7 protein-coding genes are annotated in these 13,709 nt (G+C 60.6%); 2 read left to right on the top strand and 5 right to left on the bottom strand.

The window, feature by feature from the left end:
- Positions 1 to 128 precede the first annotated feature (128 nt).
- The 5 genes from AB7849_RS19260 to AB7849_RS19240 form a co-directional block, all read right to left on the bottom strand.
- A complete protein-coding gene (locus AB7849_RS19260; protein ID WP_008214111.1) occupies positions 129 to 1,157 on the bottom strand; it encodes a DNA-binding protein in 1,029 nt (342 codons plus the stop codon).
- 159 nt (positions 1,158 to 1,316) lie between these two features.
- The gene (locus AB7849_RS19255; protein WP_157618161.1) at positions 1,317 to 1,601 is read right to left on the bottom strand and encodes a hypothetical protein; all 285 of its coding nucleotides are present in this window, start codon (positions 1,599 to 1,601) and stop codon (positions 1,317 to 1,319) included.
- A gap of 493 nt (positions 1,602 to 2,094) precedes the next feature.
- Positions 2,095 to 2,631 (bottom strand): hypothetical protein, encoded by a 537-nt coding sequence (locus AB7849_RS19250; protein ID WP_157618160.1) that lies wholly within the window; start codon positions 2,629 to 2,631, stop codon positions 2,095 to 2,097.
- Positions 2,628 to 3,614 (bottom strand): RHS repeat domain-containing protein, encoded by a 987-nt coding sequence (locus tag AB7849_RS19245; RefSeq protein ID WP_081491815.1) that lies wholly within the window; start codon positions 3,612 to 3,614, stop codon positions 2,628 to 2,630. The genes AB7849_RS19250 and AB7849_RS19245 overlap by 4 nt, the downstream gene beginning before the upstream one ends.
- A gap of 22 nt (positions 3,615 to 3,636) precedes the next feature.
- Positions 3,637 to 9,168: a hypothetical protein gene (locus AB7849_RS19240; RefSeq protein WP_369501541.1), complete on the bottom strand. Its 5,532-nt coding sequence runs from the start codon at positions 9,166 to 9,168 to the stop codon at positions 3,637 to 3,639.
- Positions 9,169 to 9,625: 457 nt separating this feature from the next.
- On the opposite strand from AB7849_RS19240, the gene AB7849_RS19235 reads away from it, so the two are divergent.
- Both AB7849_RS19235 and AB7849_RS19230 read left to right on the top strand, forming a co-directional pair.
- The gene (locus tag AB7849_RS19235; RefSeq protein WP_008214102.1) at positions 9,626 to 10,588 is read left to right on the top strand and encodes a site-specific integrase; all 963 of its coding nucleotides are present in this window, start codon (positions 9,626 to 9,628) and stop codon (positions 10,586 to 10,588) included.
- Complete coding sequence (locus AB7849_RS19230) at positions 10,585 to 13,614, top strand: Tn3 family transposase (protein WP_369501542.1); 3,030 nt, start codon at positions 10,585 to 10,587, stop codon at positions 13,612 to 13,614. Before AB7849_RS19235 ends, AB7849_RS19230 begins: the two co-directional genes overlap by 4 nt.
- Positions 13,615 to 13,709 lie beyond the last annotated feature (95 nt).

Below are 13,709 nucleotides of genomic sequence, written 5' to 3'. Positions count from 1 at the left end.
GGGGGTGTAAGCCGGAACCGCCGAAAATTCCGGAAATTCGTCTAACCAGCTGTTTGTAAAGGATTAGCTGGACTCAGCTAAAATTAGCTGCATCGGCGAATTCGTGCTAATCGCGGTTGCACCTGACATCACGACGTTGCTGCAGCTGGCGCCGGCGTGGACGCAAACTGCAGCCTAGGCAGAACCTCTTCCAGCACCACAAGTCGGGCCTGCGCGGACACGGCGCGGTTTTCGGCGTCCTGTCGTGCCGCCCGCTCTTGATCGAGCGCCCGCACCGTGGCCTCCTGATCGAGGCGCAGACGTTCCAGCGCCTGGACATCCTGGCCCCACGTCGCGCGCAGGCTGGCCAACTCTGCAACCACGGGTTTGAGAGTGGCGACCTCATCCTGTGCCGTACGCACCGCGCTTCGTGATTGCTGCAACTCCTTGTCCAGTCGCGCCTTGTGCTCCGTCAGGCGTCCGTTATCGCGATTGAGCTGCAAGAGTTCGTGATTCTTGCTCGTGAGGGCTTCGTTTGCCTGGCGCAGGGCGACCTGCAGTTCCTGGATTTGGTGTTCATGCCGGCGTTGTTCCTGCTCTCGCTGTTCTTTTACGGACGTCCGGTAGTGCTCCAGTGCCTCGCGGGCATGCAAGTGTTTCTCCTCCAGCGACTGCGCATGCGCTTCGTGCTCGGCTATGCGGGCGGTCAAACCAGTGACGCGTTCTTCCAGTTGCCGCGCCTGTAGCGTCGCATCGAGCCGCGCCTGGCGCGTGGTCTCGTGTTGCGCCTGTTCTTCGCGCAGCGCCGTCGCCGTGCGCTCCTGGTCGGCACGGATGGACGTCGCCTCCTGCCGCGTCTGGTCCAACTGGGCGGTCAGCTCTTTCCGCTGGGCCTCGAAACGGGTGGCTGCCTCGGCGATCTTGGCGTCCGCCTCCTCCTGAAGTCGTCCCGCCAATCGGCTGACCAGATCGGCCAAGGCGTCGCTAATCGGTAATTTGCCGCCCACGCCGGCCGCGTCCTCAGCCTCCAGTTCTTTGAGGTAGCGGTGGATGGTCGTTTTCGAGCCAGTGTTGCCCAACGCTACCCGCACCGCGTCCACCGAGGGATGTTTTCCCTCAGCCAGCAAGGCGTTACGGGCCTTCTCGATCTCGGTCTTGTACACGCCGCCACGGGCCATCGCCGGGCCTCCTTGGTATTTCGTAACACATTACATACCATGTAATTACGTAATGTTTCAAGTGATCAAGGCGGCGTTCAACATTGAAATTATGACACCGGATAATGGGAAGTTATCCGGTGTTAACACAATTTCTGGGGGGCGCACTATCGTCGATCATTACGATTCCGCCCCGAGCCGCGGCCCGGGGCCGAACCCGAGCTGCAACACTTGCCGTTCGACCACACAAGTCACCTTGGATTGGCGTCGCGTGCGAGCATGCAGACCACCAGTATCAATCACCGGACGCTTACGGTTGTCCCTGTAGGAGTGCAGGAAATAGGAGTCGTCGGCTTCCACCACAACTACCATGCCGTCCCCGGCAACCTGAAGCGTTTGGCAGGTTTCCGCAGCGAAGTCTGTCGCACTTGGCGACATGCCCTGCTGCGGCGCAGCCAGCGTCATCGACAGTCTTGGGAGCGCTTCAATCGTCTCGCTCGTCGCCCTGTGCTGTACTGTCGACAAATCCACCCGTATCCGGGGGTGCACTTCGCTGCGTCACGACCTTAGGCAAGAGCCGTATGCGGTAATGCCGCACGTACGGATCTGTGCGGAGGGCGTCGGGCAACCGGCGTTCCTACCGCAACCTTTGAGCCGCTGCAGACCATAGGCCTGACCGTTGCGAACCCAGCGACCCTTGGCAGCCAGGACAATGGGGGGGGCGTTCGGCAAGCGGTTCGGTCATTGCATCATGGCCAGTCAAGTCCTGGAGGTGGGCTTTGACTTGCTCGCGCTGGCGGGGCGTCAAGCTCGCCAGTTGCTCCAGCCAGCGGTTCAGTTCGCGGCCACGCATCGGTGGCTCCTGCGCCCGAACCCTTCGGACTTGCCGCAACCATGCCCTCAGGCCCACTCACAGCCTGAGACGTCACTACTCAATGCGAACAGCGCCTTACTTTTTCTACCGCCTACACGCAGCCACAGCGTCTGAATCAGAGGTAATTTGATACTCCACGGCATTCAAAGTACCAATCTGCACATTATGGTCATGAAAAAGACTACGGAAATCGAATGATGGCGTTGACCCAACGTATATGCCAACAACGCCCTTAGGTACTACGTAATGGAATAGAAAATTCGGCGAGGCATCAAAAACAACCCATAAGTTACCGTGTAACACGGAAACTATCTCGGGTGTTAATTTCGTATTTTTTGGGTCGCGACTAATTCCAATCTTGTCGCACTCACGAGAGAAAGAAAAAGCGAAGCCGTGATAATCTGTAAAACATGTTTCAGTGTTATTTCCGCAATCGTAAAGTGCAACAGCTTGCGAGTGTGAAAGACGGATAGTTCCTGTGCGGGCATTAAGTTCGATGTCGCTCCCATTTGATGCCGTGAAAATGGCATGGATATTGGAATGCTCACATTTTTTCTGTTGCGCAACAGCTGGAGTCAGGCCAGCTATGAGCAAAAAAACTGATGCAGTGTAACGTATCATGGCATGCAACCACCTGGTATCGAACAATTGAAAGAAGCCCCCACCGAACCGGCCATGGCGTTACCCGCAGAACTTGCGCCCCATTCACGCGGCCACTCAATTGTGGATGTCACCGGATATTTCTGCGTCAACCCCATTCCGAAGTGGGTTTCATGGCCGAGCTCATGAAATACTAAGGTACTGACTCCGGCGAGCGGCGATTGCTTGTACCAGCCCGCCGCTGTAGCGTACTGCGAAACAGCTGAAGCATTTAGGCCACTGTGCCCTGAAAACGAGCTTCCATTCCATATTCCGCCAGTTCCGCCTCCAGCCCCACCATTTCTGTAGTTCATATTGGACGTTACAGTGAACTTCGTTCCATTCCAAACAGCTTTAATCTCGGAACCAGTCATCGAGCCAATGACCTTTCCTTGCGAATTTACAATTTTCACGTTTGCATTGCCAGACAGCGCATTAATTTTCTTGTCATACCTGTTTAGCGCCCCCTCCAAAGATTTTTGTGCTTTCTTGGCGGCAGCCAAGGCTTTGCCCTTCAGGCCAGACTGTATATTGACCTTGCAACCTCCACCTTGCTTCTTGCTGTAATACTCCGCGCAACGGCCCGTCGGATCGGTAAACCGTACTGGATTGTTATTGGCATAGGCATACCGATTAAAGCTGAATATGTTGCCCGGTTCCGGGCCTACCGGGTCTTCGCTAAGGAACCGCCCCACTGGATCGTAGTGGCGCGCCTGCATGTACACCAACCCGGTCTCCAGGTCGTTCACATGTCCTGTGTAGCCCGGTCCATCGGGTCCCTGTCCGCTCACCAGCCCGCCGTACGGCTTGTAGTCGTAGCGCGCCAAGATGTTCCCCTGCACATCCGTCTTCGCCAGCACCGTGCCCTGCGGGTCGGTGTAGTAGAAGTGCATCGTGCGCGCCTGCGCGGCCATACCAACCCAAAACAGCGCCAAGCACACCCAGATCCCATTTAGTCGCTTCATGGCCTCGCTCCCTGCATGACGGTCAAGGACAACGGATCAGGTACGGCTGTACCGTTCCCGGTTTCAGCATCGCCGAGGTTCCATAGCTGCAGATCACCGTTACCAGCGACGATGCCCTCCATCCCGAACATCCGTTCGCGTTGCACGCCTTCACGCTGTATACATAGGTCCCAGGCATCACCGTCCCACCGTCATCCGCGCTCGTTGCCGACCCCGTATAGACTGTAATCAAGGGCGTCCCCGTGCCTGACGGTGCCCGCTGCAGGGTGTAGCTCGTCGCCGCACTCACCGCTGGCCAGTTCACTGCCCACCGACCATTCGGATAGTAAACATCAGTCGGGACCGAGACATACCCCGGCTCGGCCGGGATGATGGCGACCTTGATGGTCCCCGTTCCGCTCCAGGGACCGCAACCGCCGGCATTGCAGGCCTGCACCCGGTAGGTATACGTGCCGTCACCGATCCCGCTGATGGCATCGCTTGTCCCACCGCCGCTGTAGGCTGTGCCCCAGCTGCTTCCGCCATTGCTGCTCTGCTGCAACGTGTAGCTGGTCGCTGTACTGTCACCTCCCCAGCTCACCGTGTAGCTGCCCGTACTGCTGCTACCGGGCACGCTCAGGCCCGGCGCACTCGCCGGTGGGTGCGTGACCGTGGAGGTTCCAGTGCCGCTCCACCCGCTGCAGCCGCCTGCATTGCACGCCTGCACTCGGTATGCATAGGTCCCGTTGCCTTCACCACTCAGACCGAAGCCCGTGCCAGCGCCGCTATAGACCGTCGTCCAGCCGCCGCCATTGACACTCTGCTGCAGGGTGTAGCTCGTCGCCGTACTGACAGGACTCCAGTTCACCGTGTAGCTGCCCGTGCTGTTGGTGCCCGGCACGCTGAGACCCGGGGCACTCGTTGGGGGATGGGTCACGACCAACGTACCGCCTCTCGCCCAGGCCGTGCAGACCGAGTCGCCGGCCGTGTCGTTGCACGCCTGCACCTGGTAGGTGTAGTTCCCGTTGCCCAGATTGCTCAGGGCCATGCTGGTCCCGGTGCCGCTGTACACCGTGCTCCAGCTCGTGCCGCCGTTGCCGCTCTGCTGCAAGATGTAGCCGGTGACCGGCGAGGCGGCGGTCCAGCTCACCGTGGCGCTGCCCGTGCTGCTGGTGCCCGGCACAGACAACGTCGGCACTGGGATCGGCACCACGCCGTAGGCGGTGTTCACACTCACCGTCGCCGAGGTGCCCCAGCCACGGGTGCCGTAGCTGTTCAGCGCCTCGACCTGGTACACGTAGCTGCCCGTGCTCGTGCCCGGACGGCTGATCGAGGTCGCTGGCGTGTTGCTCGCCAAGGTCGTCCAGGACCTGCCATTGACCTGCTCCTGCACGATGTAGCCCGTCGCGCTGGCAGGGCTGCTCCAGCTCACGGTGTAGGTCCCGTTGACCGTACCGCCCGGCGTGCTGATCGTCGGGATCGCCGGCTGCACGCCCAGCGTGGGCGAGGTCGTCCACAGTCCGCAGCCACTGCTGGCACAAGCCTGGACCCGATACACGTAGCGGCCGCCGGCCAGCCCCGACAGCGTGGTGCTGCTCGCACTACCGCTGTAGACCGTGCTCCAACTGCCGCCGCCATCGCTGCTCTGCTGCAGCATGTAGCTGGTCGCATCCGGCACGCTGCCCCAGCTCACGCCCGTGCTGCCTCCGCTCGGGTTGGCGCTGAAGCTGATGCCGCCCGGCTGGGTCAGCTGCACGGTGGTGCTGTCGCCGATCAGCTTGGTGCCCAGGTACACGAAGTTCGTCGCCGTGGCCGTGGCCGGGTCGTACTGGTACATCAGCTGCCCGGCGTGGCCGTAGAAGGCGTACGTGGGATAGCTGGCACTGGTCAGCTGTTTCTCCACCCGTCGCCCCTCGGCGTCGTAGGCATAGGTCGCCACGCCCGGGACCGAGGTCAACTGGTTCTTCGCATCGAAGGTCAGCGTCGCGCCGTTGCGGGTGATCTCGTTGCCCCGGACGTCGTAGCCGAAGCTGTCCACCGTGCTCGCGCCCTGGGTAATGCTGGTCAGCTTGTTGCTCGCGTCGTAGTTGTAGGTGTAGGTCGCCCCGCCACTCAGCCGCGTGCGCAGGTTGTTGACCGGGTCGTAGGTATAGCTCTCCGTGCCGTACAGGTTCGGGGCGCTGGCATTGGTCAGGCGGTTCAGTGCGTCGTAGCCGAAGGTCTTGCTGCGCGTGCCGTCGACCAGGTCGTTGACGCTGGTGAGGTTGCCGTCCGCGTCGTAGGCCAGGTCCTCGCTCACCGCCAGGGTGCTGCCCACGCCGTAGGTGAAGTTACGGGTGAGGTGTCGGGTATTCTCATCGGCTAGGTAGCTGGTGCCGCTGGCGAAGGTGAAGCCCTGGAGCTGGCCGTCCGGGAAGTAGCTGACGCCGGTGGCGTAGCTGCCCACCTGGGTGGGGCGGCCCCACGCATCGGGGGCATAGCTCACGGTTTCACTCGTCCCCGTTCCGGCCGGATAGTTCATGCTGGCCAGATGGCCGTAGGCATCGTAGCTGTAGCCCAGCGCCCAGGTGTACCCGCTGCTGGCCACCGCCAGGCTCTCACCGGTCACCAGGCCCAGGCTGTTATAGGCGTAGGCCTGCGTTGCGATCCCAGAGGCCGCCGTGTGGACGCGACCCAGCGCATCGTAGGTGTAGACCGTGCTCTGCGTACCGCTGGGCGACTGGATCGTCAGCACCCGGTTCATCACATCGTAGGTGCGCGTGGTCTCGGCCGCCGCCGCCACTTGATCCTGGTCGCACCCGGTACCGGTGAGGCTGAGTCCGTTGGCACTCCACGCGATGTTGTTGGCACCGTCGTAGGCCAGCACCGTGCTGCCGGTTTCCGGTTCCGTGGTCCGGCACAGGCGGTGAAAGCTGTCATAGACCAGCGTCTTGGTGACGCTGTCCGTTTCGGTGCCGTAGCTGCCCGACTGGGTGATCGACGTCGGATTGCCGTAGACGTCGCGGGTGACCGTCTGGGTGACGCCGTCCGGCGCCTGGACCTCAAGGACACCGCCGTACGAGGGCTGGTCGAACACCTGGTAGGTGGTGGTGGTGACGTTGCCCTTCGGGTCGGTCACCTGCTCACGGGCACCGGACAGGTAGGCCATCGCGGTGGTCAGCGTGCCCAGCTCCGAGTCCTGCTGACTCTGGGTCAGCCGGCCCAGGGCGTCGTAGGTGCTGTGGGTGCCGCTGGTGACCGACGACAGGGCCGGGCTGCCGCTGACCGGGTACGAGGCGAACGTGGTCAGCCCCCGCCAGTCGTAGGCCTTGGCGGTGGTGATATCTGTATTGCCGTTGGAGGTGTCGTTGAGCACCGGGCGCAGCTCGGCGTCGTAGTAGGTGGTGTCGGTCGACGCGCCCTGGGTCACCGTCTCGCGCCAGTGGCCGGCGGCCACCCCACGCTCGGCACCGGTGACGTAGCTGTAGCTGAAGGTCTTCGGATACCACGACGCGCTGTCGATGCTGCTGTCGTAGGGGTAGGTGATCTGGGTGACACGGCCCAGCGCGTCGTAGCTGTACTGGGTGGTATGCCCCGCCTGGTCGGTGATCGACGTGATGTCACCGAAGTCATCGACGCTCAGGGACTCGCTGGTGCCATCGGGGTAGCCGATCGCCTGCGGAATGCCGCGGTAGTAATTGCCCAGGGTCGTGGTGTGGTTGTCGCCGTCGGTGAAGCTGGCCAGTTGACCCGCACCGTTCCAGGTGTACGTCATCAGGGTCTCGCCGAAGCGTGCGCGCGACGTCAGCAAGTCGATGCCGCTTATGTTTGAGGAGGTGTTGTAGATGTTGCTCACCTCCTGCTCGCCGGTCCCCACGTTCGTGACCGTCTCCGGCAGGCCCAGCACCCAGGTGTTGGTGTCGTTGAGGTAGGTCGTTGCCTCCTCGATCGACGGCTCGCCGCTGATCGAGTTGCTGCGTGTCGCATCAGTCACCTGGGCATAATCGTTAAACGCGTTCGCGTGCCAGGTGTAGGTGTCGCCGTTCTGTTGGATCTGGCGTTGGCCGAGGGGCGCGAGTTCTTCGGTTTGGATCAAGTTGTTCCGATCTTGAGGATCCGCGCCATAACTCGACGGCCAGGGCCCCCCGGTGGGGTTGGCGTAGGTGTTGACCACCGAACGCATCAACGTACTGCCGGCGGCACCACTGTAGGTGTCGGTCCGCAGCAGTTGCCCCTCGGTGGCATCGAAGCGATTGCTGTGGGTATAGCGGGTGGTGCTGCCGCCCGGATTCGTGACATCGATGTACACCGTCGATGCACAGCTGCTGGTGCTGGCGCAGCTGTCGGTCTTCCAGCTCTCGTTGGCGGGCGAGTAACTGTAGCTCCAGGTTTCGATGGGAACGTTCGCCCCTGAAACGACCTCACTGGACATCGACGGCTGGTAGTACACCTCGGGGTAGGTGGAGTACACCGCCTGAGTGCCGCCGTTGCCGCCATAGCAACTCTTGAGCACATAGGAACGACCACGCATCATGGGGATTAGCGTGAAGCTACCCGTGAGTCCGGAGGGTGTGGTGGCAGTCCCTGTGACGGTGTTTCCCGTGAGCGTCGGCACCACGTTGGCGTAGCAATTACCCCCGCTGCTGGTGACCTGTGATTTCTGGAGCGGCCCCAGGTTGTAGGACCAGGCACTGCCATCGGGTAGCTGGACGCGCGTCAGCGCCGAGCTGCTGCTGTCGTAACTGTAGGTCCAGATCCGCGTCGTTCCGTTTGACGCCTGCGCGGTGATCGAGCTGATATGTAGACTGCCCGACACATAGCTCACCGTGATCGATCGACCGTCGCTGGCCGTGATGCTGCTGAGATAGCCTGTGCTGCTGTCGTAGTGATAGGTCAACGTGTTACCGAAGCGATCGCGCACCTGCGTCACATACATCAGGGCGTCACGGCGAACCAAAACCGACCCTCCCTGGCTAATGCCGGACATCGGGCGGTAGACCAGGTGCGCAAAGGTGTATTGGGTCCCGTCGGGCGCCATCGCCACGAAACCTTCACCACCGTCGTCGGCCGTTACGCCGCAACGGATCATCCAGTTCCGCTTGGTGACGGCCGGGAAGACTCCACCACTCGTCGGTATGATGCTTGTACTGCGTTCCAATAGCTCTTGGCTGCCCCGACCTGGAATGATGAGATGGTAGCCATACCACCACTGACCCGGATCCCAGGTGGCCCCCAACGGCGTCGGCACCGGTGGCGGCGCGCCAAAATCAGTGCATCGATCCAGCGGATTGGTCGCCTCCACCTCCCAGCCGGTTACGCTCGGCTCTTTGGCGGTCGCTGTCTCGATCCGGGGGATATCCAGATCCCAGTCACCGAACGGACGCGATCTATTGAGCGTAAAGCTGTCCAGTTCGGTGGTATCCAGTGAGCGCGACAGCTGCAGGGTCGGACCACTGCCTGGCAGGCTGACGTCCGTGACTTCGAACGATAGCGCCCCGTTGTAGAGGTTGATGCTCTCGCCAAAGGGATGAGCGCCCAAGGGCTGGATGCCCGTGTGCACCTGGATCAGCTTTTTGTATTCGTCTTCGGGGGTCACGGACTGCGCGTGACATATCCCTGTCCCGACCATCCAGCCAACCCACACGAGCGCACTTACGCGCGCCAAAGCTCCCTTTGGCATCCATCGCATCGTCGATTGTCCCCAACTGCGCATGACGGGCGTCATGACTTGACTAACGTTCTACTGCGCCACAGCCAACGGCGTCAACCGCAGGTTCATGCGACAGGCGGTATCGACTCGGCAGGAACTGGGGGTTCGCTCGGAATCCTTCGACAGGATTCGTCGCAGACGGAGGGCGCGTACTTCATCGTGTGGGCGACGCAAGTCAAGCATGTAGGTGAAATCCGACACGAGCCGACGACAAAGGATGACAACTCGACGAGATCGCGTCCGCGGAGAAATGTGCAGGTCAGAAGTAATCACACCGTCCGAATCATGCTGATCGCGGACTCACAAACAGCGGGTTGAGCACAAATATGGTCAAATCACCCCCATGGCTGACCTCCGCCCATATCTCGATGCCGCAACGCGCGTCAATACACGGCAAAGTTACGCCTCGGCCATCCGCCACTTTGAGGTGGAATGGGGCGGGCACCTGCCAACGACGGCCGATAGTGTGGCGCGATATCTGGCGGATTACGCGGAACAACATTCCATCAACACGCTCCGGCAACGCTTGGCGGCCTTGGCGAACTGGCACATTGAACAGGGGTTTGCTGATCCGACGCGCATGCCGCTAGTGCGGAAAGTGCTCAAGGGCATCAGGGCCTTGCATCCGGCTGTCGAGAAACAGGCTATCCCTCTGCAACTGACTGAACTGGGCACGGTGGCAGACTGGCTCGATACCGCAGGCTCACTCGCAGAACAGAATGACGATAGGTTGCGCACGTTGCAATATCGGCGCGATCGGGCCCTGATGCTGCTGGGTTTCTGGCAAGGATTCCGCGCCGATGAACTGACCCGTTTACGTATCGAACACATCGATCTTCGGCTTGGCGAAGGCTTGACAGGGTTCCTGCCGCGCAGCAAGACGGATCGGGACAACCATGGCCGAACATTCAAGATGCCGGCGTTGTCGCGCTGGTGCCCGATCGACGCTGTCCAGGCATGGATCGCCGCCTCCAAACGAACGGAAGGGCCGCTGTTCGTTGCCATCAATCGCTGGGGAAAGCTGGGCGAAACGCCACTCGATGTCGACAGTATCGTGCCGATCCTGCGTCGGGCGTTTGCCCAGGCCGGTTTGTCCCAGGCCCATGCCTACAGTGGACATTCGCTGCGGCGCGGCTTCGCCAACTGGGCGAACGCCAGCGGCTGGGATCTCAAGAGCCTGATGGTGTATGTGGGATGGCGCAAGGTCGATACGGCCATGCGCTATATGGACGCGAGTGTGCCGTTTCTTCCGATCAGCACCAACTTGCAGACAGCGGCTACGCCGGCACTTCCCACGCCACGATGATTGCGAAAAACGAGCGACTGGCCGTCCTCTCGGAAGCCGAACAGGAAGCCCTGTACGGCCTGCCAGATTTCGATGATGCGCAGCGGTTGGAATACCTGGCTTTGACAGAAGCTGAACTCGCGCTCGCCAGTAGCCGGTCAGGCATGCATGCGAAGGTTTATTGCGCCCTGCAGATCGGCTACTTCAAGGCCAAGCATGCCTTCTTCCGTTTCGACTTGGACGATGTCGAGGATGACCGCACCTTCGTACTCAGCCGCTACTTCCATGGCAAGCGATTCAAGCGCGAATCAATCACCAAACACGAGCGCTACGCCCAGCGCGAGCAGATCGCCAGGCTGTTCGGCTACCAGCCATGGACAAGTAGGTTTGTGCCACAGCTCGCGCAGCAGGCCGCGCAAATCGTTCTGCGCGACGTAACACCCAGCTTCGTCGCCGCGGAGCTGATTGTTTGGATCAACGAACACAAGATCATCCGGCCTGGCTACACCACCCTGCAAGAGCTGATCAGTGACGCCTTGTCCACCGAACGCCTGCGTCTGGGCGGCCTCCTGGCTGAAGTGCTCGATGAATCGACCAAAGCTGCATTGGCCCAGCTGTTGGTGCGCGATGACACCCTGTCTCAACTGGCGGCACTCAAGCAAGACGCCAAAGACTTCGGTTGGCGCCAGATGGCCCGCGAGCGCGAGAAGAGCGTCACGCTGGAGCCATTGCACGAGATCGCCAAGACGCTGCTACCCAAGCTGGGCATCTCACAACAGAACCTGCTGTACTACGCCAGCTTGGCGAATTTCTACACCATCCACGACTTGCGTGACCTCAAACCGGAGCAGACCCACCTCTATCTGCTGTGCTACGCATGGCTGCGCTACCGGCAACTCACCGACAATCTTGTCGATGCCATGGCGTACCACATGAAGCGAGTGGAGGACGAGAGCCGTGCCGGCGCAAAGAATTCATTTGTTGCCGAGCAGTTGCAGAGGCAACAGGAATCCCCTCGTGTAGGGCGTCTACTGTTGCTATATGTCGATGACACCGTGGTCGACGCCACACCATTCGGTCACGTGCGAAAGCAGGCCTACAAGATCCTGCCGAAGGATACGCTTCAAGTCATAGGCCAACGTATGAGCGTGAAGCCAGCGAACAAGCTGGCCCTGCACTGGAAGGCGGTGGACAGTTTGGCTGGGCGCATGCGTCGTCATCTTCGGCCGCTATATGCTGCACTCGATTTCGCCGGCACCGATCCGAACAGCCCGTGGCTTGCGGAGTTGGCCTGGGCCAAGAGCATGTTCGCCAAGCAGCAGCGGCTATCGCTGCGGCCGGTTGCCGAATGCCCAGCCGCCACGTTGCCAGAACGGTTGCGCGCGCACCTGCTCACTTTCGATGCCGATGGCCAACCGAGCGGCTTGCAGGCCGATCGCTACGAATTCTGGTTGTACCGCCAGATCAGAAAGCGGCTCCAGTCGGGCGAGGTCTACATCGACGACAGCCTGCAGCATCGTCACTTCTCCGATGAGCTGGTGTCGCTGAGCGAGAAGCCGGATGTACTCGCCCAGATGGATATCCCTTTCCTGCGGCAGCCGATCGACGACCAGCTCGATGCTCTGGCGACCGAACTGCACACGCAATGGCTGGACTTCAACCGCGAGTTGAAAAAGGGCAAGCTGAAGCATCTGGATTACGATAAGGTCACACAGACGCTTGTCTGGCACAAGCCCAAGGGCGAAGCCCCGAAGGTAAGCGAACAGGCGTTCTACGATCAGTTACCGCACTGCGATGTCGCCGACGTGTTCCGCTTCGTCAACGACCAGTGCCAGTTCCTGTCGGCACTCACGCCACTGCAGCCACGCTACGCAAAGAAGGTGGCGGACGCTGACAGTCTGATGGCCGTTATCATGGCGCAGGCCATGAACCATGGTAATCAGGTCATGGCACGCACCAGCGACATTCCGTACCACGTCCTGGAGAACACCTACCAGCAATACCTTCGACAAGCGACGCTGCACGCAGCCAACGATCTCATCAGCAACGCTATCGCCGCATTACCGATCTTCCCGCATTACTCGTTCGACCTCGATACGCTATACGGCGCCGTCGACGGCCAGAAATTCGGTGTCGAGCGGCCCACTGTGAAAGCGCGCTACTCGCGCAAATACTTCGGACGCGGCAAGGGCGTCGTCGCCTACACGCTGTTGTGCAACCACGCGCCGATCAACAGCTACCTCATCGGTGCGCACGACTACGAAGCTCATCATGTGTTCGACATCTGGTATCGCAACACCTCGGACATCATGCCGACGGCGATCACCGGCGACATGCACAGCGTCAACAAGGCCAATTTCGCCATACTTCACTGGTTCGGGCGGCGTTTCGAGCCACGCTTCGTCGACCTCGATCGTCAGCTGAAGGACCTGCATTGCGCTGACAACCCTGCGCAGTATGAAAAGTGCCTGATCCAGCCAGTCGGCCAGATCGATCGACAGCTCATCGTCAGCGAGAAGGTGAACATTGACCGGATCGTTGCCACGCTTGGCCTAAAGGAAATGACGCAGGGTACGCTGATCCGCAAGCTGTGCACCTACACCGAGTCGAACCCGACGCGGCGCGCGATCTTCGAGTTCGACAAGCTCATCCGCAGCATCTATACGCTGCGCTACCTGCGTGATCCGAAGGTCGAACGAAACGTTCATCGTTCACAGAATCGCATCGAGTCGTACCACCAGCTACGCTCGACCATCGCCCAGGTTGGTGGCAAGAAGGAATTGACCGGGCGTACCGACATCGAAATCGAGATTAGCAACCAGTGTGCTCGTCTGATTGCCAATGCGATCATCTATTACAACTCGGCCATCCTCTCGCGGCTACTGACCAAGTACGAAGCGACCGGCAATGCCAAGGCCGTGGCAATGATCACCCAGATATCGCCGGCAGCTTGGCGGCACATCCTGCTCAACGGCCACTACACCTTCCAGAACAACGGAAAGATGATCGATTTGGACGCGCTCGTCGCCGAGGTTGAACTGGGTTGAGGGACACCCCAACATCTCGACGGCTAGTAGAGGGTTTTTAGAACAATTAGTTACACTGTTTTTCGGAATTTTCGGCGGTTCCGGCGTGGAACCCC

This window comes from Rhodanobacter sp. FW021-MT20, from assembly GCF_041107475.1.
GTDB classification, from domain to species: domain Bacteria; phylum Pseudomonadota; class Gammaproteobacteria; order Xanthomonadales; family Rhodanobacteraceae; genus Rhodanobacter_A; species Rhodanobacter_A glycinis.
This window is presented reverse-complemented; position numbering and strand designations above follow the sequence as displayed.

Coding starts and splice junctions, on each gene's coding strand:
- AB7849_RS19260 (WP_008214111.1), bottom strand. CDS start 1,157: ATGGCCCGTGGCGGCGTGTACAAGACCGAGATCGAGAAGGCCCGTAAC.
- AB7849_RS19250 (WP_157618160.1), bottom strand. CDS start 2,631: ATGATACGTTACACTGCATCAGTTTTTTTGCTCATAGCTGGCCTGACT.
- AB7849_RS19255 (WP_157618161.1), bottom strand. CDS start 1,601: ATGACGCTGGCTGCGCCGCAGCAGGGCATGTCGCCAAGTGCGACAGAC.
- AB7849_RS19245 (WP_081491815.1), bottom strand. CDS start 3,614: ATGAAGCGACTAAATGGGATCTGGGTGTGCTTGGCGCTGTTTTGGGTT.
- AB7849_RS19235 (WP_008214102.1), top strand. CDS start 9,626: ATGGCTGACCTCCGCCCATATCTCGATGCCGCAACGCGCGTCAATACA.
- AB7849_RS19230 (WP_369501542.1), top strand. CDS start 10,585: ATGATTGCGAAAAACGAGCGACTGGCCGTCCTCTCGGAAGCCGAACAG.